Below are 21,096 nucleotides of genomic sequence, written 5' to 3' on the forward strand. Positions count from 1 at the left end.
CACAATAATCGTTAAAGGAGATGTTCAAAATATTTGATCTGAAAAATAATATCGCAATGGTAACAGGCGGCGCAAACGGTATCGGCAAAGGGATTGCAGAAACGTTGACCAAAGCAGGCGCCAAAGTGATGATCTGTGACATTGATGAGGAAGCTGGAAGAAGTACAGCTGAAGAAATAAATGGTGATTTTTTCAAGTTGGATGTTACAGATTCGGCCAATGCTGAACAGGTCGCAGAACAAATTCTTGATAAGTATGAAAGAATTGATATTCTGGCGGCGAACACGGGAATTTATCCTGAAGTGATGATTGAAGATATGACAGAAGCAGACTGGGATAAAATTCAGAACATCAACCTGAAGGGGCTTTTCTTTACAGCGAAACCTGTTTTAAAGGCAATGAAAAAGCAAAAATATGGCCGCTTGATTCTCACTTCATCCATCACCGGAGACATTACCGGTTACCCCGGGGGTTCCATTTATGGTGCAACGAAAGCGGGTATATTAGGTTATATGAGAAATGCTGCAATGGAGTATGCACAGTATGGTGTAACGGTCAACGCAGTACAGCCGGGAATGATCGGTACAGAAACATTGAAAAAAGAACTTGGCGTTCTGTATGACAAAGGTGCAGAAGCAGTGCCTATGAAAAGATTGGGTGAGCCGGAGGACATCGGGGCAGCCGTTGCATTCTTCGCCTCAAAAGAAGCACAGTACATCACTGCACAGTCCTTGGTTGTAGACGGCGGACAGATTGTCCCTGAAACACCTGATGTATTGGACTGAGGCACAAGGCATTCAATTTAAGCACTCCGGCTGAGCCATTACAGGTTGTATGATACAATCAGTATATTATTTAAATGATGTGAGGATATGCAAATGAATCAATTATTGGATGTATCTGATGTTAATAATGTGAAATTTACAGGTGTGTCATTCATCGATGATATTGTCGGACTCGGCGAGAAGAAGATTGCACTTGATATTAAACATTTCAGCGGCGTGAATCTTGAATCTGATAAAGTGGCGCTCATCATCAACAGGGCGTCTCTGGCCAAATTTATGGAGGGACGTAATGACATCTTGCTGGAATACGAAAACTATCCGGAATTCGACCATATGAACAGTATGATTGTCATGCTTGAATATGACTTCAACAGTATCGACAGAATCAAGCTGTTCTATAAAGATGAGCACAACCTGTCAGGTGAATATGTCATCGACACTTCCGATGAGGACATAGTGGCGATGAAGAGTGAATTTGATGATAGAGAACTGGTGTTGGAATTGAATATTAAATCATGAATCGAATACAAAAAGGGTGAAGCAAATGCTTCACCCTTTTTCATTGTCATACATTCACTCTTTGTGAATATCTGTTCTCTTTGAATTTCAATCCGAGCTCTCCGCGCAAAGTATCACTTTCATAAGTTGTATCGTAATAGCCTTTTTCAACAAGGATCGGAATGACTTTATTTAAGAAATCATCATATAATTCTCCAAGCACGTGCGGTGTAAGAACAAAACCGTCCGCCGCCTGTTCGTCCACCCACTCGATGATTTTCTCTGCCACTTGTTCAGGTGTACCCATAAACGGTGTTTGACGTGTGGTCTCTTCGAGGGCAACTTCACGCAATGTGAGATTTTCTTCTTTCGCTCTTCGTTTGATTTCATCCGTCGTAGACTGAAAACTGTTTTTACCGACCTCCCCGAGTTCTGGGAACGGTGCATCCAAGTCGTACTGTGAAAAATCATGGTGATCGAAATATCTTCCGAGATATGCGAGAGCTTCTTCTGTCGTCACCAGGTTCTGTATTTCCTTATATTTCTCCTGAACCTCTTCTTCTGTATCTCCGGTAATCGGTGATAATACAGGAAACACTTTAATGTCGTCCGTACTTCTGCCGGCATCAACAGCCTTTTGCTTCACATCTTTATAGGCATTCTGCGCCTGTTTCAGCGTACCGCCGATTGTGAACACTGCATCTGCATACTTTGCAGCAAAACCGGAGCCCTTTTTGGAGGCACCTGCCTGAAAGATGATCGGCTGACCCTGTTTTGACCGGTCGATATTGAGCGGCCCTTTAACCTGGAAGTACTCCCCCTCATAGTTGAGCTCATGCATCTTCTCTTTATCGAAGTATTGGTTATTTTCTGCGTCGCGGACGAAAGCATCGTCTTCCCACGAATCCCAAAGCCCCTGAACGACCTGCAGGTGTTCTTCGGCAATATCATAGCGGAGACTATGCTCGGGATGTTTGTCTTTACTGAAGTTGTCGGCACTGCCTTCAAGAGGTGATGTAACGACGTTCCACCCTGCACGTCCGCCGCTGATCTTATCGATGGAGGCGAGCTGCCTGGCTACAGTGAAAGGTTCACTGTAAGAGCTTGAAATCGTCCCTACAAGACCGATTCTGCTCGTTATCGGTGCGAGCGCCGCAAGTATAGTGAGCGGTTCGAAACGGCTTAGGAAATGGGGGATGGATTTTTCATTTATATACAGGCCGTCTGCCACGAAAACAAAGGAAAATCCTGCCTCCTCCGCCTTTTTAGTCACGTTCAGGTAGTGGTCGAAGTTCGTACTGGCGTCAGAGGGTACATCATCACTGCGCCATGCGTTCATATGCCCGCCCGGGCCATGAAGCATTACGCCGAACTGTACTTTTTTACTGCTCATACTATCCCTGCTTTCTCTGAATTATGAATCGTATTGGCCGGTGCCAGTGCTTCAAGTGTATGTTCACGAATTTCCGGGTCGGTCGTTGGCAGATGGAACATGAACTCATCAATATAGTTATCTTTGTTAAGGTCAGTCAATTGCGCCAGAACCTCATCCGGGCTGCCCATTATGATGTCCGGCTGCTTTTTAGCGACTTCGATCTCTTCATCTGAATTTTTCACGAAGGTCTCGGCCTGTTCCTCTGTAATCACTCTGTATTTTCTGCCGTCTTTATACAGCAATTGATAGTATTCATTTTCTTTAATCATCGCTTCTTTACTCTCTTCGTCTTCAATGACCAGTACGGATAAGGCAACGATGAACTTGCCTCTTCTTACATTTTCCTTATAATTCTGCGCGACTTCTTTTAACAGTTCTACATCATTGTTTATAAAGTGGGCAAACATATAATTGACGTTTTCTTCGGCTGCAAACAAGGCAGAACTCACACTGCCGCCCAGCAGATAAAGATCAGGCGGATGATCGGTATCCGGAGATATTTTCAATTCGTCGGCGTTTAAATGTTTGCCATGAAGGTATTTTTTCAACTGAACGAAACGGTCATTGAACGGTGCAATATCATCTTTCAGTTCATGTTGGAGCGCCTTTGTTGCATCAGGTGTACCGCCGGGTGCCTTACCGATTCCAAGATCGATGCGGCCATCAGCCAGATGGTTGATCAGCTGGAACTGCTCGGCGACATGAAATGGATTATGATGGGACAGCATGATGCCGCCTGCCCCGATATGCATCTTGGAAGTATGGGCAGCAAGATGCGAGACGAGCACTTCAGGTGCCGTGCCGATCAATGTTTTCAAGTTGTGGTGTTCAGAAACGAAAAACCTTTTGTAGCCTAGACGCTCAGCTTTCACCGCAAAGTTTATAGTATTCTGCAGTGATTCTTTAACTGTATGATTTTTTAAAATGGGACTTTGATTTAAAAGACTGAATTCCATATACACCATCCTCAATATATAGCCTACTATGTAAGTATGAATTAAAACCATAGTAACATAGTCGGAAAAAGAATCAAACCTTTTAGGTTAAAGAGACTGAAAATTTCAAGAATAAAAACCCCACCGGCCAACGTGCCGACGGGGTCAATATTGTTTTTAGCGCATGCATTTGGATTACTCGTATTCTTCCCAATATACTTTAGTCATATCCGCCATAAAGTTGTCCATCGGATCCTCCTTATCTGAGTACTCCCCTTTCAGGAAGGGTTCATAGTCATCGAGCCCGAGGTTTTTCATTCTTTCTGTTTCCTTGTGAACCTGACGTACGATATCCTTTCTATCATATTCATAATAATAGAAAGCATCTTCGTAATCCGAATGGTCTCTCAGCATTCTGGCCAGATACATGCCATCCTCGAGACTGAGTGTCGTCCCCATGCCTGAATATGGATCGGTAGTCTGAAGGGCATCGCCGATTAATGCGACTCTGCCGAAAGAAAATGTGGGAAGCATTCCAACATTAAATACGTGCTGAGGAGAGAAAGTGCTGCTTTTTAAAATCAGTTCTTTAATCGGCTCTTTAAAATCGTTAAATTTCTCAGCCAGTTCTTTTCTGAACGCATCCTCAGGTTTTTCTTCGAAGTATTTTTTAGGCACTTTTCTGTCCTGGTTTTGTATAAAAATCCAAGAAAGCCTTTCCCCGTCGGTCGGATGGTGTTTGGAAATTGTCATGTTGAAATCATCTTTGAAATAACCTGCGATATAATCATGTTCCAGAAATTTTTCTGCGTCGCCAATCTCTCCTGAAACACCCATGCCGAACACAGCCCATATGCCGTTGTATCTCAACGGTTCATAAGGAAAAATGAGCGGCCTCGTTTTGGAGTTTGTACCATCCGCTCCAATCAGCAGACTCCCGGTGGCTTCACTATCATCAGTGAAAAAAGCCGTAACGGAACTCTCATCCTGTTCCAGTGAAGAAAGTTCTTTTGAAAAATGAACTTCAATCCCCTGCCGCTGTACTTCCTGATACAGAATATCAATCATGTGGTGACGGGAGATATAGATCATATCGTCAAAAATCGAGGAGTCGATATCAAGTGTTTCACTGTCCAAAACGATTTCACCGGATGTATCTTTGAAGACGTAACGGGAAAGCTCGTGGCTGTTTTCTTTCAGCTGTTTTTCCAGTCCAAGCGTCTGCATGACATGGACACCGTTGCGGTGCAGCCCGTAACTGGCACCGACATTTTTGAATTCTGAAGCTTTTTCATATATTTCACTTTTGATTCCTGCCCTGTTGAGGAAAAGAGCCATGGCAAGTCCGCCTGTGCCGCCACCGATTATGATGATTTTATCCTCCATATAATCACTTCACTCCATTTAAAAAAGATACGATTCACATGTAAATATCAATGGGGTTATTCCCTTCCAATACAAATTTAAATAATATCGTGTAGGTGACAACCCCATATTTATGTATAATAAATATAAATGCATCAATGACTCTGAAGAAACAGGTGGTTCATATCGAGACACAATATCTACTGTTCATTGTACTGGGTTTAATGATATTCATTTCACTCGGATTAAAGCTCAATGAAATTTACAGAACAAGAAAAAGTATCAAAACCTTATGGGACAGAAAAGTATCGTTTCAAGGAGAAAAGGACTCTTTTGTTTACTATCATAATTACTTCGTCAACATTTTGGAAAACGAAGATACAGATGACAGAAATATCGTAGACGATGAAACATGGAGCGATTTGGACCTGGGACAGTTGATTGATAAGACGAATTTCACTTTTACGACCATCGGTGATGAGCTGCTGTATGCTTCACTGCGTAATTCGACTGAAGATGACGTTATCGATGAAGGTTTAATAGAAGATATCAAGCATGATGTCAGTTTCCGGGAGCAGCTGTCCTACCGGCTCGCAATGCTGGGGAAATATAAAAATTCAGATACGAGCAAATTCATGTATGAATTTTCGCCCGGACAAAAATATAAACCTTTATACATAGTGTTGTCACTGCTGCCGGTCATCGGTGTTTTTCTTTTTATATTTAATCCGATGATTGCGCTTTTGGCGATAATCACCGGGCTTGCTGCAAACGTGTATATTTCGCAGAAGCATAAAAGCTCCACCGGGTTTGATTACACGGATATATTTTACGCGCTGAACATCATTGTTACTGCAGGCCGGCTGAAGCCGGAATACAACCGTAAAGGGTTGAGGCGGCTGTCTTTACTCAGTCCTTTATTCGTCAATGATGACAGTGCACGCGAGATGAATATAGCGATTCAGCTGTTTGTCATGATGAAGAGTCTTCTCCTGATTGATTACCATATATACCATGCGATTATTAAATCGTTGAATAAAAACCATGACTTGTATAAAGCCGGCTGGCGCTATGTTTCGGCGCTTGATGTGAATTACAGTGTCGCAATGTGGCGGGAAACGCTCCCCTACTACTGTTTTCCAAAAAAGGCGGATGACTCATTCATCAAGGTGGAAGATCTCTATCATCCATTGGTGACAGAAGCGGTTGAGAATGACCTGGATTTCAATAAAGATATACTGCTCACGGGATCGAATGCCTCCGGGAAATCGACGTTTATGAAGGCGCTGGGAATCAATGTCGTTCTCAGCAATGGTTTGGACACTTCGACGAGTACGCATTTTGAATATCAGCCGGGTAAAGTGATTTCTTCTATGGATATTACAGACAGTGTGATAGAAGGAGACAGTTATTTCATCAGTGAAGTGAAATCTTTGAAGCGGATTATTGATGAAACGGAAGATTTCGAAGGCAATCTGTACTGCATCATTGACGAGGTATTCAAAGGGACGAATACTGTGGAGCGCGTTGCAGCGGCGGAATCTCTGCTCAGGTATTTGAATGGCAGTGAGAAAGTCTTCTTGATTGCTGCGACCCATGACCTGGAATTAACCGGACTGATGGCGGATGAGCTTGAGTTCTATCATTTCAGGGAAAATCTGATTGATGATGAAATTTATTTTGACTATAAAATCCGTCAGGGCGTCTCTTCCACTACGAATGCGATAGAACTGCTGAGATTGTATGAGTTCCCTGAAGAAGTGTATAAAGAGGCGAAAAGTAAAACAGCTACGGGTGCTGCAAATTCTATTAAATAAAAAAACCAGCCATTACATTCTGGTGCTCAGAAGTAATGGCTGGTTTATGATTACATTCTCGTTGGCTCAGCAGCTTCATTGCTTGTTAACGCAGTCTCTTTCTTTTTAGCCGGTACAGTGCCGAATATCAGACTGCCGCCGACGTAGATGATAAGGTTGATCATCAGCCCCCAGACGCCGCTGAATATGCCAAGCGGTGTAAGACCGAGGAAAGTGAAGGCCGCTGCAACGACTGCTCCGACCAGCATACCGGCAAAAACGGATTTCGGATGACTGCGTTCCCAGTAGAGGCCGAGTATGATTGCCGGTGCGACCTGTACGAGTATTTCCAGTTTGAGCACAAAGATCTGGTACAGTGTGCCCGGCGGGTTCCATGCGATAATCAGCAGGAATGCAACTGCGATGACGCCGATGATTTTACCCACATGTATTTTCTTTTTATCAGAAGCTTCCGGATTGATGTATCTGCCGTATATATCCTTTGAAATAATGGATGAGAATGTCAGCAATACGGAATCAGCTGTTGAAACGATCGCAGCAATAATTCCTCCGAACAGAAGAACCATAGCGATATAGAAAATAATATTCTGGTTGGCAATGGTGCTTGCCATAATGCCGACCAGCTGCTCTGATTCGGCGACAGAAAGGTCCGGATAGGCAGTGTATGCCATAATACCGATAAAGAACACAATACCTGCTGTCAGAAATGGCATCCATGCCATCTGTGTGAATGAACGTTTCAATGCACGTTCATTTTTAGCGGAAAATATTCTCTGGATGGCGTTGGGATAGACGGCAGCACCAATTCCCACAAGAATCAGAAAGTTGCTCCACCTGACCAGTCCTCCGCCTTCAGGCACCCCGAGGTTTTCCGGGGAATAAGTCTGCATGTAATCCCCCGCAGCAGGCACGCCGCCAAAGTAAACAATCGTTCCGATAAACAACATGAATACCCCGACCAGTAAAGCGATGCCCTGCATCGTGTCCGTATAGGCGACAGAGCGCATACCGCCAAGCCAGCCGTAAGCCACCATAATAATTATAAAAAAGATAACGCCTGCCTGGTAAGGAATGGTCCCGCCGGTAAGTCCGGCGACCCCCTGCCCGATGGCCACCAGCTGTTCCAATAGGAAGTTGGCCAGTGCATACAGCATAAGTATCGCAGCAAGCACCGACACCGCCTTGGATTTGAATTTCATTTCCAGCCAGTCAACAGGTGTAACGATATTATGTTTTTTACCCAGCTTGTACATACGCGGCGCAAAGCTCAAATAAACTAATATGATCATAATAAAAAACGGTATTGTAACCAGGTTTGCGTATCCTACGCGGTATGCTTCCGCAGAATAGCCGATAACGGTATTACCGCTGTACTGGGTGGCGAAGAAAGTGAAAAACAGCACCATTGTACCCAGACCGCGTCCGCCCAGATAATATTCGTCGAGGCTGCTGTGTACGTTCTTATTCCTCATATATGTAATGATACCGATGCTGAGCATGATCAGGCCGTAAAACAACATGATCAGAATGCCTGACATCCCGGAAAAAGCAAGATCCATCTCCATAGCTATTCCTCCTCCTGAATGTCTTCTTCATCATCTGTTTCCCAGTGATATCTGATGACATATGTGATATAAAGCGACAACACAACACTCATTACAAGAATGATCAGTGCCCAGAGCGGGACACCAAAGATAAGTACAGCCGCTCCTCCGGATGGAAAATACCAGGGCGTCAGCATTATGAAGATAACAAGAAATCCAAGCCATACTTTATAATTTTTAATCGGTTCTTTCATTTTCTCACTCCTACTCTTTAATGTCGAAACTATTGTTGAATAAAAGACAATTATCGATACATTACCACTATTTAACTCAACTTTCTATACTTTCTGAATATTTAGCATAAGAATTCGTTTACACAATTTAAAAATTGAAAAACCGCCGTCTCTCAGTTGTTTTATAAGAGACAGCGGTTTTTATTTTATTAATTAAAGATAGACCGTGAAGTTTTAGTTGTGATGTCAATATTGTCGTACAACATGTCCTCAATCGTTGAAAAGCACCTTTTTGTCCCATTTGCCAAACCTGTAGTAGCCGTAGGCAAAGGCACTGCTTAAAATGAAGCTCGCGCCCATGCCCATACCAATGCCGTCCGGGCCGAACCATGATGAAAATAGCTCGGTCAGGGGGAATCTCAGTACCCAGAAGTAAATAATGTTGAGTACAAGCACCTGGAACATTGCACCTGATGCACGGACGATACCATTCAGTACAAAATTGATGCCGAGAAACGGAAAACATAGTGCGACGATTCTTAAATAGGTTGCGCCAAATTCTACAGCTTCCGGTTCCTCTATGAACAGCCGTATGCCGGTTTCTGCAAAAATCATTATGACGACGGCAACAGCGACCATGATGGACAGATTATATATTACCGCATATTTCGCAATGCTTTTTACACGGATCCAGTAGTTCAGACCGATATTCTGTCCGGCCATACTGTTCACCGCCGTTCCGAGTGCCATTGCCGGCAGCGTAATCAGACTGGTAAGTCTCTGTGCAGCACTGAATCCAGCGACCGTCTGCCCGCCGAAAGCTGTGACCACACTTAAAATGGCAGCGGAACCTGCGGCGATGACACCCATCTGCAGACCGGCAGGCACCCCCAGTTTTAAGATCAGTGATACTTCAGAGAACTTCGGCAATGCCGGATAAGTGAAAGGAATCAGCTTGTATCTCATGGAATGATAAACACTGTATAAGAATGCGATTCCCTGAGAAGCGACCGTCGCGAACGCCGCACCGACAATTCCAAGTTCAAAAATAATCATCAGTACCGGTGCTAAAATTGCGTTCAGCACAACAGCAATCAGAACGATTCTCATCGGTGTTTTACTGTCACCGAGCGCCCTTAAAACGGTATTGATGAAGTTATAGGCGAACAGGAAAAACATGCCTAAAAAACTGATTTGGAGATATATCAGTGACTGATCCAAAATTGCCTCAGGTGTTCCGAGCAACATGAGGAGTTCGGCAGAGAATATGTAACCGAGAATGCCAAAGCCGACAGCCATCACCGTCATAACAACGATAAAAGCGTTTAAATAACTTTTCAGCCCCGCTTCATCACGTCTCCCGTACTGCTGGGAAAGGATTGTTAAAGCGGCATTGTTCAGCCCGAGTACAAAGGACAGTACAGTGACGAGAATCGTTGTTGAAATATTGACTGCAGCCAGGGCTTCTGCCCCGAGAATATTACCGACCCATAAGCTGTCGACGATTTGGAATGATGTCTGCAGCAAGTTGGTCAGCATGATCGGTCCTGAAAACAGTATTAAAGGTTTCAGAATAGGTCCCCGAGTGAAATCCTGCGTATTTTTAGCCACTTCGTCACCTTCCAATCAATAATCATTAATATATATTATAAAGATGATGAATGTTTATTACTAGATTGGAGATTACAGCGGAGTCATATATCAACTCATTGTCTTCATTCACGGACGGTTTTATAGATAGAATAAAAAGCCTCATAACAGTCAAAATGACTATTATGAGGTTTCAACAATAAATATTAAATTTTAGTCGAACGAAATCGGTCGGGACACTTTGTTGATCTGGCCGCCGTCCACCATCATCGTCTGGCCGCTTACGAATGCAGAATCATCCGAAGCGAAGAACAGACAGGCTTTGGCAATATCGTCCACCTTGCCGAAACGGCCCATGGGATTGAATGCAAGTGACTGTTCCATGGCTTCTTCCGGGTTATCCAGGTTTGCAAATGTCTTTTCAAGCATGGGTGTATCGACAGTGCTCGGGCCGACAGCGTTCACACGAATCTGATCCTTGCCGTAATCAAGCGCCATCTGGCGTGTCAGTGCAGTCAGTCCGCCTTTGGCACTGGCATATGCAGCAAGTCTTGTAATCGTCGTTTCAGCATGCCAGGAAACAATGTTTATAATTGAGGCGCTGTTCAGTTTCTGCATTTCAGGAATCGCATATTTGCTGCATAAGAAAGCACCGGTCAAGTTGACGTTCATCAGATTGTTCCACTCTTCCAATGACGTCTCATGTACTGCTTTGCGATAATTGACCGCAGCATTATTAACAAGTATATCGATACTGCCAAACTTATCAGCAGTAAACTTCATCAGACTTCTTACATCATCTTCATTGCCGACATCTGTTTTATGAAATGCGACTTTAAGTTTTTCGTCAGTAAATTCTATTTCTGCCTGTTCACCGGACTCGCTGTTAACATCTGCTATGACGACTTTTGCACCTTCTTCAGCAAATAATTTAACGATCCCTCTGCCGATACCTTGGGCACCGCCGGTGACGATGGCTACTTTGTTTTTTAATCTCATAATTTCATCCCTTCTGATATTTAAATAATATGGGTGTTTATTTTAGTAGATCAGGACTGTGATCATGCCAATTTTTACGACGCATCCAGTTTCTAATTCTTGGCAGTGCCAGCTGGTAAAGGCTGATTGAAATAAATATCCCCGCCATACCGAATGTGAGTCCCCCGATTGTATCGGACGGATAGTGAACGCCTAAATATATTCTTGAAGCCATGACAAATAGTATGATTATGCCTGCAATACCGCCGATGACGATTTTCTGCCAGAGCTTTTTTACAAGCAGTATGAGTACCAGTCCGACAAAGCCGTAGAGTATGACTGAAGCAATCGAATGACCGCTTGGATAACTCATTGAAGTTTCGGTGGTGATGACCATCAGGTCAGGCCGTTCACGGCCGATAATTGCTTTCATGGCATCCATAAAAAATGAAGCGAATATTAAAACTGTGAGCCCGAACCATAAAGCTGCGATGTACATTCTTTTAATCAACAGCATCAAAACAACAGCCAAAGTCAGTATGAAGACAGCAAAGAAGCCGGCAATATCTGTTGTAACGGATACAAACCCTGCCCCGCTCTCTGTAACCTGATCCTGAATGAGGGCAATGAGTGCGTAATCAAATCTTTGCACCCATTCAAAATCTGCAATGACACTCCAGGTGATGACGGAATACAATATTAAGAAGATCATCCCTGTAAAACCAAATTTTTTAGCCATTATTCCGCTCCTTTAACTTGAATGAGCTTATCTCTCTTTATTATATAGATTACCGCTGAACATTTTAAGGGCTTTGGAAAGTGAGTATGTAAACAGAAGGACGCCCCCCATTAGTATGTTAAAGATGATAAAAGAACCCGGTATGTCTGTTGTAAACGTTAAGGTATCATAATTAATGATCAGAAGAAGCGGGAAAACCGTGAGCAGCATAGCGATATAATGTATGACGGTTTGTTTTAGAAGATTCCAATCAGGAATGAGGAAGATCACACTGCCAAATCCTAAAAATAAAGTGATAAATCCGTAATAAAGAAAGATTCTTACATATTCAGCGGGGCCTATAAAGAGGCTCCATACTGACAAAAGCACAAAAATAGAGAACAGTGCAGCGCCTCTGACAAACCCCCGTACGAATAAACTGATAAGACCCCTCCTTTATTTGAATAATATAACAATTTTGTATTTGTCTTATATTATAACCATCAATACATAAAAAAAGTAGCCCATAATTTAAAAGGCTACCGGAAGATTGTATTAAAAGATGCGTCGTATTAACTCGTAGACGGCCCTTTTAAAGCCATTTTGAATAAACTTTCTGCAACTTTTTCGGCCGTCATGCTGTAATTATTCTTTATCCACCATAAAATTGTTTCGGTATAGGCGCCGGTTATGTATGAAATGAGGAAGTCGCGATCAACCTGTACGAGCCGGTCCTGTGCTTTTGAATACCGTATCCCTTCAATGATAAATTGTCTGATGATGGATTTAACATCGTTGATGAATAATGCATCGGGATGATCAACCAGCAGTATTTCATAGGCATAGCGGTGCTGATATATGTGTTTGAATAATAAAACCATATTTTCCGGAAGGTCGTTTGAAGCTTCATAGTCAGCCATCGGGATGGGGTTGTTAATCGTGAGCGCCTTTTTCAGTTTGGACAGCAGGTTATTGTGGATATCGAGGCGCAGAGCTTCTAAATCACTGTACTGTTTATAAAAGGTCGGGCGAGTAATGCCTGCCTTTGTACATAACTGCCGGACAGATATGATGGCTTCATTGTCAGCAAGCAAATCCAGATACGCATCATACATACTTTCTTTTGAACGATGTTGTCTCGGGTCAAGTTTGGCCATGATTATCCCTCTTTTTAAAATTAATAACTATAATCATAACACAGCCCGGACCTTTGTAAGAATTGGACCGGGCTGATTATTTTATATTAAGTTACTGAAGTAAAGAACCGCCGTCAATGACCATCTCTGTACCGGTGATATAACGTGATTCATCACTGGCAAGGAAGAGGACAGCATAAGCGACGTCTTCCGATTCACCGATGAAATTTAAAGGGATGCCCGTAAGTGCGGCTTTGCGGCCGGCACCGTCATTTGCATCGAGCATATGTGAAATCATCGGCGTCTCAATGGATCCGGGGTGCACAGAGTTCACTCTGATATTATGTTTCGCATAGTCGAGTGCAATGTTTTTTGTCATTGCCCTGAGAGCACCTTTGGAAGCGTTGTATCCCGGATTTCCAATGCCGTAAATACCGGATAAAGAAGAGATGTTTACGATACTTGCCCCATCAGTTTTATTCATTTCCTCTATTACTGCTTTAGTGCCAAGGAATGGGCCTTTGGCGTTTATTTCCATAATCTTTTCAAAATCATCAATCGTCATATTCTCGATGTTTTGCTGGATTTCTCCCGTGATGCCTGCATTATTCACTAAAATGTGAATGGCGCTGAAATGCTCAACTGCCTGTTTCACAACGTTATCCCAATCTTCATGAGAAGTGACGTTGTGTTTAACAGCGATTGCTTCCCCGCCATTGTTCTTGATTTCATTGACGATGGCTTCGACACCTTCAGCATTCATGTCTGTTGCTACAACTTTTGCGCCTTCTTGTGCGAATAGTTTCGCTTCGACAGCGCCCTGTCCGCCTGCTGCGCCTGTAATAATCGCTACTTTATCTTTTAGTCTCATAGTTTTCTCCTTTGATTTTACTGTGCAGTCAATCCGCCATCGACGATGAACTCAGAACCTGTCGAGTAGTTGGATTCATCTGAAGCGAGGAACAGTACCAGGTTGGTAACATCTTCAGACTGTCCCATCCTTTTTGCCGGGATTGATTTCGCAAACTCTTTGATCAGTTCGTATGAATCTCCTTCTCTGACCATCGGCGTTTCAATTACGCCCGGGTGGACGGAGTTTACACGGATATTATCTTTTGAGAATTCCAGGGCAGCAGCTTTAGTCATGCCGCGGACCGCAAATTTAGTATCTGTGTAGCCGATCGCTCCGCCGACGATTCCGTTGATGGATGAAATGTTGACGATAGATCCGCCTTTGGCTTTAATCATTGAGGGGTGAACATATTTCATACCGAGGAATACGGATACCTGGTTGATGTTCACTATGCTCATATAATCGTCCATTGTTGTTTCAGCGATGGATTTATTTCTGCTGATTCCGGCATTGTTGATCAAAATGCTCACCGGACCGAATTTTTCTTCAGTTTTTTCGATGACTTTTTTCCAGTCATCTTCATTCGTTACGTCGTGCTTGAAGAACAGTACATTTTCACCAAGAGATTCAGCGAGGGCGCTGCCCTTCTCTTCATTTAAATCTGTGATGGCAACTTTGGCCCCTTCACTTAACAGTTTTCGTGCATGGGACTCACCCATACCTTGTGCTGCACCTGTAACGACTGCGACTTTGTTCTCTAACCTCATTATTATTCCTCCTGTCTAATTTACACTTAGTAAAATAGTTGTTACTTTATTTATATCATAGAACCAGGATAAATAATATAAAAATGCATGGTATAATGATTGAAAAGTGAATTGATTTTTAGGAGGCTTTTTTATGGGGACGAGGAATCTGAAGTCAGACCGATTTACCGCATATTAAATAACGGGAGTATTTAAAATGAAAAGTAAATGGGCAGATGAATTTTATAAAATGCAATATGGAAGCATGAGTGCGATTGATGCGTCGTATTATGAAATGCAGTCAGATGAAATATTGGAACAGATCGGTAAACCGATTGATTCAATGCTGGAACTGGGGTCCTGGGACGGCAGCCTGGCACGTGTGATGTCGCGGAATGTCAGCCGTATGACGACAGTGGAACTCGTTAAAGAGATGGCTGAAGCGGCAAAGAAAAATAACCCGGGAAATATTGAGATGATTCACGGCAGTTTTTATGATGTTCAAATCACAGATACATTTGATGCGATTATTTATATTGATGGTTTCGGGGTGGGAACTGATGGGGATCAATTGAAACTGCTTAACAATATTGAGCGGTGGCTCGGCGAGGACGGCTGTGCGTTGATTGATATTTATCAGCCGGAGCATTGGAAGAAGGCAGATGGCATCGAGATGCGTCCCGACCCGTCAAACAACCCTGATATCATCCGCAGGTATTCCTATGATTATGAAGAGAACATCATGATGGATACATGGTGGAAGGATGGTCAGAGTGAAGCTGGGCAGACCCAGTATTTGAGATGCTACACGCCGGAAGAGATTCACGAAATGTGCCGAGAGGCGGGTCTGAAAGTGATGGCTTACTTTCCTAATGGTGCGATGGACTATGAAAGTATGAGATATTCGGAAAACGCGTCACTGGAAGAATGTATGTCGTACCGTATTAAAATCATGAAATAACGTGAAACGATTTGAATGCCGGTTTTCATGCTCACAAATCGTTTTCCGAGACCGATTCCGATTTGGTTGATGAAGTTGACAGTGGCAAATCGTTTTCGGGGATCGATTCCGATTTGAGTACCGTTTTTGGCAATGGCAAATCGCTTCAGACTGCAAAATCCGATTTGAAAACCGCTTTCGACACGCACAAATCGGTCCTTCGGTCTTTATTTGTAAAATGATTTACGAATCACCTTTAGTGGTATATATATTGAACATATCAATATAAGAAGGTGAGATTTATGGATCAATCAAAAGCGATAGAACGTATTACTGAAATATTGGATGATTCCAAGATTGGTATATTATCTACAGCAAAAGACAATGTTCCGAACGCTCGTTATATGTGGTTTTACAATGACGGCATCACACTTTATGCCAAAACGAGTGATGAATCCCCGAAGTTTGATGAGATAGAAGACAACCCGCAGGGCTTTGTTTTGCTCGGTTTCCACGATGAAAAGAATCACGCGTTTGTAGAATATTACGGTGAAATTGAAGTCATCAGAGATCAGGAGACAATCAACTGGCTGTGGGAAAATCAGGACAAGGACTTTTTCGATAATAAAGAAAACCCTCATCTGGTGGCGCTTAAAATCAACCCGACGGCAATCAAAATCATGAATGACGATGAATTTGAAAATGTAGAACTGTCGTTGTAAAAACCGTGCTGAAAGTGGGTTCATTCCCGCTTTCTTTTTATATGCAGGCGCGGCCGGGTTCGAAATTAATCGTGAGGATTTCGGGTAAAGAGAACTATGACTATCTTTTATAGACAAGGAGAGATTTGAATGCTGGCATTTGTCTGGGCTGAAGATGAAAATAAATTGATTGGTAAAGGTGATGAACTGCCATGGCGTTTACCGGCAGACGTTACCTTCTTTAAAAAGGTGACGATGCGCGGGGACCTGGTAACAGGAAGGAAAACCTACGAGACGATTCCGAGAAGGCCGTTACCCGGGCGACGCAATATCGTATTGACCACTCAAAAGGACTATGATGCGCCGGGTGCCATCGTTGTCAATTCCAAAGAAGAGATTTTGGAGCTGGAAGAAAAGAACGGTGAGGATTTATATATTATCGGCGGTGAGTCTTTATTCAGAATATTTGAAGATGAGGTGGATGAATTATACAGGACAGTCATCCATGACACTTTCGAAGGCGACACATACTTTCCGAAGGACTTTGATTATGAACCGTTTGAACGCGTTAAAACAGAGGAAGGGCCTGTAGACGATAAGAATAAATACGAACACACATATGAATTGTGGCGAAGGAAATAGAAACTAAAAAACACACACGTTATACTAACGTGTGTGTTTTTTTGATGAAGGAAATGTCATGTTATTCCTTGCTTACTTCTATCATATCTTTAATAGAGACCTCCAGCATTTCCAACACATGTTTAACCGCTTTGTAATCTTCTATGTTCACATCATCAGAAACACATCTCGCGATTTCTTCAGATATTGGGTCGCGTTCATTCTCTGCTTTTTCGGTCAGATATACAGCCAGCTGCCGTTTGTCAGTTTCAAGTCTCTGACGCGTAATCCAGCCGGAATCTTCCAGTCGTCTGAGTAAAGGCGTAAGCGTATTGCTGCCCAGGCTTAATTTTTCTCCGATGGAATGCAGCGTCTGAGGCTCCTCATCCTCCCATAAAATTGACAGAACCAGATATTGGGTGAACGTCAGATTATATTTGGACAGAGCACTCTCATAAAATTTTGCAAACAGGCGACTGAGATTATATGCCGAGAAGCACAACTGATCTGCAATTTTAATACTTTCGGCTGGTAACATTATTCATCCCCCCCTATATTAAGTCTTGCACGATTGACTTTGAAATAAATATCTTTATAATAAAAATAAATAACTAATTATGGAAAATAAGCTATATCTTTTATATATCTATATTAATCCAAAATGAATTACAGTACTAGTTTATGATACTCACATATTTATTTCTATTTTAAATAAATTTCTTAACAGAGGAGATTTCCTATATGAAAAAAGAAATTCATCAGCGGAGTCAAAGGAAAAATGAACATGTGAAACATGCAATGAATCAGACACCCGGCGAAGTCATCTCAGATTTTGACATGGTCACCCTCCTACATCATTCCCTCCCCAATTTAAACTTGGATGAAATTAATCTCTCAACAACGATAGCAGACATGAATGTTCCGGTTCCATTGTATATAAACGCCATGACAGGCGGCAGTGAGTGGACAAAATCAATCAATAGAAAATTAGGTGCAGTAGCTCAAGCAGCAAATATTCCCATGGCAGTTGGTTCCATGCATGCCGCAATCAAGCATGAGGAACTGATTGATTCCTACAGTATAGTTAGGGAAGTCAACCCGGAAGGTATCATTTTTGCCAATGTCGGAGCGGATGTTTCATTGGAAGGTGCCGTGAGGGCCGTGGAACTGATTGATGCGAATGCACTGCAGGTGCACATCAATGCGCCTCAGGAACTGATCATGCCCGAAGGAGACCGAAATTATAAGAGCTGGAGGACAAACATTGAAAGTATCATACAGCACGTGGATGTTCCGGTCATAGTCAAAGAGGTTGGTTTCGGGATGAGCCGGGAGACTCTGCAGTCATTAAAAAATCTTGGTGTCCGGCATGTTGATATCAGCGGCAAAGGCGGTACAAATTTTGCGAAGATAGAAAATGCACGCAGAAAAAACCGTGATATGTCATATCTTGGAGACTGGGGTATTTCCACAGTACGGTCCTTGCTTGAGTCTCAAAGTTTTCAGTCCGGAATATCAGTGATGGCAAGCGGTGGAATCGAGACTCCATTGGATGCCATGAAGTGCCTGGCACTTGGAGCAAAGAGCGTCGGAATGTCACGGGTGCTGCTGAAATCAGTGGAAGAAGAAGGCATCGATGAAACGATCAAATATGTAGACAGTTTCCATAACCAGATGAAAAGGATTGCCGTGATGGTCAATGCGGCAAAAATCGAAGATTTAAAGGAAAGTCCACTGGTTCTCGGACAGGAGCTTTTATCATGGGCAGAGCAGCGGCAGCTTGTTTTGAATGAGAGGAAGATATGATGAAAAAGACAGTCACGGTCATAGGCGCAGGTGTAGCAGGCCTGGCAAGTGCCATCCGTCTGCAAAATAAAGGATACGCGGTCACTATTATAGAAAAAGATGATCTGCCCGGCGGCAAGATGAACCGGATTCAGTTGGACGGCTATCAATTCGACCTGGGACCGACAATTGTCATGATGCCTGAACTTTACCGGGACGTGTTTGAAGAAGCGGGAAGAGATCCTGATGACTATATTCCCATGGAACGCCTCGATCCGATGTACAGCAGCTATTTTGACAAAGGAGAAGTGCGTTACGAAGTTTCCAACGACCTGGTAAAAAATATTGAAATGTTCGAGAGTATCAGCAGTGAGGATGCAGACGGTTTCTTAAAATACTTGAGTGACTTGTATCATCGCTTCAATATAGCCAAAGATCACTTCCTCCAGCGTCCTTTCAGAAATGCAAAAGATTTCTACAATCCATTCATCATCAGTCAGGGGCTAAAGCTGAAAACTTTGAATAATGCTGAAAATCTACTTAAAAAGTATATAAAAGACAAACGCATGAGGCAGATGATCAGCTTTCAAACTCTGTATATCGGCATTTCCCCTGCCAAAGGCCCCTCGTTGTATACAATCATTCCCATGATCGAGTTTTTATACGGCATCTGGTTCATCAAAGGCGGTATGCACACAATGGCGTCCGCAATGGAGCGGCTGTTCCTGGAACTCGGCGGTGAAATCAAATTCAACTCCGAAGTTGAACAGATCGTCATCGAGGACGGGAAGGCGACCGGTGTTTTATTGGACGGGGAAATCAGGCATTCAGACCTGGTGATGTGTAATGCCGATTTTCCGTATGCCATGAAAAACCTGATCAAAGAATCGCAGTATAAGGGCAAATACACAGATAAAAAAATTGATGGCATGGATTACTCATGTTCCTGCTTCGTACTCTATCTGGGCATGGATAAAAAATATCCTGAAATAGAAAATATCCATAACTTTGTCTTCTCTGAAGATCTGGATACGAATATCAAACAGATTTTTAACGGTGAGACCATCGAAGATCCATCCCTCTATATGTACATCGCATCTAAAAAAGAGCAATCAATGGCACCTGAAGGCAAGGACGGAATCTATGTCCTGATGCCGATTTCAGACTTGAAAACAATGAAGTATGAGTGGACCGATGAAGTTGCCGCGATGTACAGGAAAAAAATGCTTTCGAAACTTAAAAATCTGCCGGGAATGGCTGATATTGAGGAGAAAATCGTTACTGAAACGATGATTACACCACTGGATTTCGAAAATCAATATAACGCATACAATGGTGCAACATTCGGGCTCAGGCCGACGCTGACCCAAAGCGTGCATCTGAGACCGCAAAGTAAGGCCACGCACTGCGATAATTTATATTTTACGGGAAGCAGCACCCATCCCGGTGCCGGGGTGCCGATAGTACTGCTGTCTTCAAAAATCGCAGTCGGTGAAGTGTTAAAAGATGAAAGCAATATATAGGAGTTAAGATTATGAATAATTCAGGACCCACATTAAAGAGTGACTATAAATTCTGCCAATCGGTTATAAAAAAATATTCCAAAAGCTTTTACTATGCTTTTTCCGCACTGCCTGAAGATGATGCCAGGGCGGTCTATGCAGTGTATACATACTGCAGGATGGCTGATGACGCGATTGATGAAGCTGACAGTAAGGAAGAAGCGATGAAAAATCTGGATGAATTGAGAGTGGAGCTGGATGGATTTTGTAAAGGTAATATAACCGATACACCGATGTGGCGTGCTCTGAATGACGTCAGAAACAGATATGATCTTGATATCTCCATGATGTATACACAAATCGACGGCCAGGAGTCGGATGTTCATTTCACACAGCCTGAGAATTTCGAAGATCTGATTGAATACAGCCGTAAAGTCGCGGGGTCTGTCGGCAGGCTCCTCCTGCCGATCATCTCTGAAGATAGGACATTGGAAAGGCAGAAAAATGCCGAAAATCTTGGGATTGCCATGCAGATTACCAATATTTTGAGGGATGTCGGAGAGGATATTGATATTCACAACAGGGTCTACATACCGAGGTCGGTACTGAAGCGATTCGAATATTCCCATGAGCAGCTGAAAAGCAGTGAATTGAATGAAGCTTTCATCAATGTATGGGAACATTTGGCCAAGGAAGCAGAAGCACTGTATGATGATTTTCACAATGAAATCATCCACTACAAAAAAGAGGCGCGCCTGCCCCTTCTGCTGTCGTTGTCCGTGTACCGTGAAATTTTAGCGGAAGTCAGAAATAATGATTATGATTGTTTTAACAGGCGTAATTTTGTATCCGTCAAACGGAAGATGGAAATAAAAAAAGAAGTCAGTGAAAATTTAAAAACATTGGAAAATTGA

Annotated in this window: 22 protein-coding genes; 9 read left to right on the forward strand and 13 right to left on the reverse strand. The window is 42.9% G+C overall.

The window, feature by feature from the left end; all coding sequences use genetic code 11:
• Nucleotides 1–29: 29 nt before the first annotated feature.
• On the forward strand, nt 30–785 hold the full coding sequence (locus BO48_RS08695) for an SDR family NAD(P)-dependent oxidoreductase (protein ID WP_496367134.1): 756 nt from the start codon (nt 30–32) through the stop codon (nt 783–785).
• Between the two features lie 93 nt (nt 786–878).
• A complete protein-coding gene (locus BO48_RS08700; RefSeq protein ID WP_496367052.1) occupies nt 879–1,304 on the forward strand; it encodes a hypothetical protein in 426 nt (141 codons plus the stop codon).
• Between the two features lie 46 nt (nt 1,305–1,350).
• Here the strand turns inward: BO48_RS08700 and BO48_RS08705 are convergent, their stop codons facing one another.
• From BO48_RS08705 to BO48_RS08715, 3 genes are all read right to left on the reverse strand, one after another.
• A complete protein-coding gene (locus tag BO48_RS08705) occupies nt 1,351–2,676 on the reverse strand; it encodes an LLM class flavin-dependent oxidoreductase (protein ID WP_496367054.1) in 1,326 nt (441 codons plus the stop codon).
• A complete protein-coding gene (locus BO48_RS08710) occupies nt 2,673–3,674 on the reverse strand; it encodes an MsnO8 family LLM class oxidoreductase (protein WP_496367055.1) in 1,002 nt (333 codons plus the stop codon). The genes BO48_RS08705 and BO48_RS08710 overlap by 4 nt, the downstream gene beginning before the upstream one ends.
• A gap of 174 nt (nt 3,675–3,848) precedes the next feature.
• Nucleotides 3,849–5,039: an FAD-dependent oxidoreductase gene (locus BO48_RS08715; RefSeq protein WP_496367057.1), complete on the reverse strand. Its 1,191-nt coding sequence runs from the start codon at nt 5,037–5,039 to the stop codon at nt 3,849–3,851.
• 137 nt (nt 5,040–5,176) lie between these two features.
• Here BO48_RS08715 and BO48_RS08720 point away from each other — a divergent pair, with 137 nt between their 5' ends.
• A complete protein-coding gene (locus BO48_RS08720; RefSeq protein ID WP_496367058.1) occupies nt 5,177–6,835 on the forward strand; it encodes a MutS-related protein in 1,659 nt (552 codons plus the stop codon).
• A 50-nt stretch (nt 6,836–6,885) separates the two neighbouring features.
• On the opposite strand, the gene BO48_RS08725 is transcribed toward BO48_RS08720, so the two are convergent.
• The 9 genes from BO48_RS08725 to BO48_RS08765 form a co-directional block, all read right to left on the reverse strand.
• On the reverse strand, nt 6,886–8,400 hold the full coding sequence (locus tag BO48_RS08725) for a sodium:solute symporter family protein (protein ID WP_496367059.1): 1,515 nt from the start codon (nt 8,398–8,400) through the stop codon (nt 6,886–6,888).
• 2 nt (nt 8,401–8,402) lie between these two features.
• Nucleotides 8,403–8,633: a hypothetical protein gene (locus BO48_RS08730; RefSeq protein ID WP_496367060.1), complete on the reverse strand. Its 231-nt coding sequence runs from the start codon at nt 8,631–8,633 to the stop codon at nt 8,403–8,405.
• A gap of 249 nt (nt 8,634–8,882) precedes the next feature.
• Nucleotides 8,883–10,223 (reverse strand): MATE family efflux transporter, encoded by a 1,341-nt coding sequence (locus tag BO48_RS08735; RefSeq protein ID WP_496367061.1) that lies wholly within the window; start codon nt 10,221–10,223, stop codon nt 8,883–8,885.
• A gap of 192 nt (nt 10,224–10,415) precedes the next feature.
• Nucleotides 10,416–11,201 (reverse strand): SDR family NAD(P)-dependent oxidoreductase, encoded by a 786-nt coding sequence (locus tag BO48_RS08740; protein WP_496367062.1) that lies wholly within the window; start codon nt 11,199–11,201, stop codon nt 10,416–10,418.
• Between the two features lie 37 nt (nt 11,202–11,238).
• Nucleotides 11,239–11,919, reverse strand: a complete 681-nt coding sequence (locus BO48_RS08745; RefSeq protein WP_496367063.1) for a phosphatase PAP2 family protein — start codon at nt 11,917–11,919, stop codon at nt 11,239–11,241.
• A gap of 27 nt (nt 11,920–11,946) precedes the next feature.
• A complete protein-coding gene (locus BO48_RS08750) occupies nt 11,947–12,342 on the reverse strand; it encodes a DUF3021 family protein (RefSeq protein WP_496367135.1) in 396 nt (131 codons plus the stop codon).
• A gap of 128 nt (nt 12,343–12,470) precedes the next feature.
• Nucleotides 12,471–13,055, reverse strand: a complete 585-nt coding sequence (locus tag BO48_RS08755; protein WP_496367064.1) for a TetR/AcrR family transcriptional regulator — start codon at nt 13,053–13,055, stop codon at nt 12,471–12,473.
• A gap of 91 nt (nt 13,056–13,146) precedes the next feature.
• A complete protein-coding gene (locus tag BO48_RS08760) occupies nt 13,147–13,905 on the reverse strand; it encodes an SDR family NAD(P)-dependent oxidoreductase (RefSeq protein ID WP_496367065.1) in 759 nt (252 codons plus the stop codon).
• 17 nt (nt 13,906–13,922) lie between these two features.
• Entirely contained in the window at nt 13,923–14,657 is a 735-nt protein-coding gene (locus BO48_RS08765; RefSeq protein WP_496367136.1) for an SDR family NAD(P)-dependent oxidoreductase, read from the reverse strand.
• Nucleotides 14,658–14,850: 193 nt separating this feature from the next.
• Between BO48_RS08765 and BO48_RS08770 the strand changes: the two genes are divergently transcribed.
• The 3 genes from BO48_RS08770 to BO48_RS08780 all read left to right on the forward strand — a co-directional run bounded on the left by BO48_RS08770 (nt 14,851) and on the right by BO48_RS08780 (nt 16,916).
• Nucleotides 14,851–15,594, forward strand: coding sequence for a class I SAM-dependent methyltransferase (locus tag BO48_RS08770; protein WP_496367066.1), 744 nt, complete (start codon nt 14,851–14,853; stop codon nt 15,592–15,594).
• Between the two features lie 281 nt (nt 15,595–15,875).
• On the forward strand, nt 15,876–16,295 hold the full coding sequence (locus tag BO48_RS08775; RefSeq protein ID WP_496367067.1) for a pyridoxamine 5'-phosphate oxidase family protein: 420 nt from the start codon (nt 15,876–15,878) through the stop codon (nt 16,293–16,295).
• A 129-nt stretch (nt 16,296–16,424) separates the two neighbouring features.
• Nucleotides 16,425–16,916 (forward strand): dihydrofolate reductase, encoded by a 492-nt coding sequence (locus BO48_RS08780; RefSeq protein WP_496367068.1) that lies wholly within the window; start codon nt 16,425–16,427, stop codon nt 16,914–16,916.
• Nucleotides 16,917–16,977: 61 nt separating this feature from the next.
• Here BO48_RS08780 and BO48_RS08785 read toward each other — a convergent pair whose 3' ends face one another.
• Nucleotides 16,978–17,433 (reverse strand): MarR family winged helix-turn-helix transcriptional regulator, encoded by a 456-nt coding sequence (locus BO48_RS08785; protein ID WP_496367069.1) that lies wholly within the window; start codon nt 17,431–17,433, stop codon nt 16,978–16,980.
• A 203-nt stretch (nt 17,434–17,636) separates the two neighbouring features.
• Here BO48_RS08785 and fni point away from each other — a divergent pair, with 203 nt between their 5' ends.
• The 3 genes from fni to BO48_RS08800 are packed head-to-tail and all read left to right on the forward strand — an operon-like array spanning nt 17,637 to nt 21,096.
• A complete protein-coding gene (fni, locus tag BO48_RS08790) occupies nt 17,637–18,701 on the forward strand; it encodes a type 2 isopentenyl-diphosphate Delta-isomerase (RefSeq protein ID WP_496367070.1) in 1,065 nt (354 codons plus the stop codon).
• A complete protein-coding gene (locus tag BO48_RS08795) occupies nt 18,701–20,203 on the forward strand; it encodes a phytoene desaturase family protein (protein ID WP_496367071.1) in 1,503 nt (500 codons plus the stop codon). Before fni ends, BO48_RS08795 begins: the two co-directional genes overlap by 1 nt.
• Nucleotides 20,204–20,214: 11 nt before the next feature.
• On the forward strand, nt 20,215–21,096 hold the full coding sequence (locus BO48_RS08800) for a phytoene/squalene synthase family protein (protein WP_496367072.1): 882 nt from the start codon (nt 20,215–20,217) through the stop codon (nt 21,094–21,096).

This window comes from Lacicoccus kunmingensis DSM 17847 (assembly GCF_059568765.1).

What these genes read in the sequence shown, in the direction of transcription:
- BO48_RS08700 (WP_496367052.1), top strand. Translation starts at nt 879, where the DNA reads ATGAATCAATTATTGGATGTATCTGATGTTAATAATGTGAAATTTACA.
- BO48_RS08705 (WP_496367054.1), bottom strand. Translation starts at nt 2,676, where the DNA reads ATGAGCAGTAAAAAAGTACAGTTCGGCGTAATGCTTCATGGCCCGGGC.
- BO48_RS08710 (WP_496367055.1), bottom strand. Translation starts at nt 3,674, where the DNA reads ATGGAATTCAGTCTTTTAAATCAAAGTCCCATTTTAAAAAATCATACA.
- BO48_RS08715 (WP_496367057.1), bottom strand. Translation starts at nt 5,039, where the DNA reads ATGGAGGATAAAATCATCATAATCGGTGGCGGCACAGGCGGACTTGCC.
- BO48_RS08720 (WP_496367058.1), top strand. Translation starts at nt 5,177, where the DNA reads ATGACTCTGAAGAAACAGGTGGTTCATATCGAGACACAATATCTACTG.
- BO48_RS08725 (WP_496367059.1), bottom strand. Translation starts at nt 8,400, where the DNA reads ATGGAGATGGATCTTGCTTTTTCCGGGATGTCAGGCATTCTGATCATG.
- BO48_RS08730 (WP_496367060.1), bottom strand. Translation starts at nt 8,633, where the DNA reads ATGAAAGAACCGATTAAAAATTATAAAGTATGGCTTGGATTTCTTGTT.
- BO48_RS08740 (WP_496367062.1), bottom strand. Translation starts at nt 11,201, where the DNA reads ATGAGATTAAAAAACAAAGTAGCCATCGTCACCGGCGGTGCCCAAGGT.
- BO48_RS08745 (WP_496367063.1), bottom strand. Translation starts at nt 11,919, where the DNA reads ATGGCTAAAAAATTTGGTTTTACAGGGATGATCTTCTTAATATTGTAT.
- BO48_RS08755 (WP_496367064.1), bottom strand. Translation starts at nt 13,055, where the DNA reads ATGGCCAAACTTGACCCGAGACAACATCGTTCAAAAGAAAGTATGTAT.
- BO48_RS08760 (WP_496367065.1), bottom strand. Translation starts at nt 13,905, where the DNA reads ATGAGACTAAAAGATAAAGTAGCGATTATTACAGGCGCAGCAGGCGGA.
- BO48_RS08770 (WP_496367066.1), top strand. Translation starts at nt 14,851, where the DNA reads ATGAAAAGTAAATGGGCAGATGAATTTTATAAAATGCAATATGGAAGC.
- BO48_RS08775 (WP_496367067.1), top strand. Translation starts at nt 15,876, where the DNA reads ATGGATCAATCAAAAGCGATAGAACGTATTACTGAAATATTGGATGAT.
- BO48_RS08780 (WP_496367068.1), top strand. Translation starts at nt 16,425, where the DNA reads ATGCTGGCATTTGTCTGGGCTGAAGATGAAAATAAATTGATTGGTAAA.
- BO48_RS08785 (WP_496367069.1), bottom strand. Translation starts at nt 17,433, where the DNA reads ATGTTACCAGCCGAAAGTATTAAAATTGCAGATCAGTTGTGCTTCTCG.
- fni (WP_496367070.1), top strand. Translation starts at nt 17,637, where the DNA reads ATGAAAAAAGAAATTCATCAGCGGAGTCAAAGGAAAAATGAACATGTG.
- BO48_RS08795 (WP_496367071.1), top strand. Translation starts at nt 18,701, where the DNA reads ATGAAAAAGACAGTCACGGTCATAGGCGCAGGTGTAGCAGGCCTGGCA.
- BO48_RS08800 (WP_496367072.1), top strand. Translation starts at nt 20,215, where the DNA reads ATGAATAATTCAGGACCCACATTAAAGAGTGACTATAAATTCTGCCAA.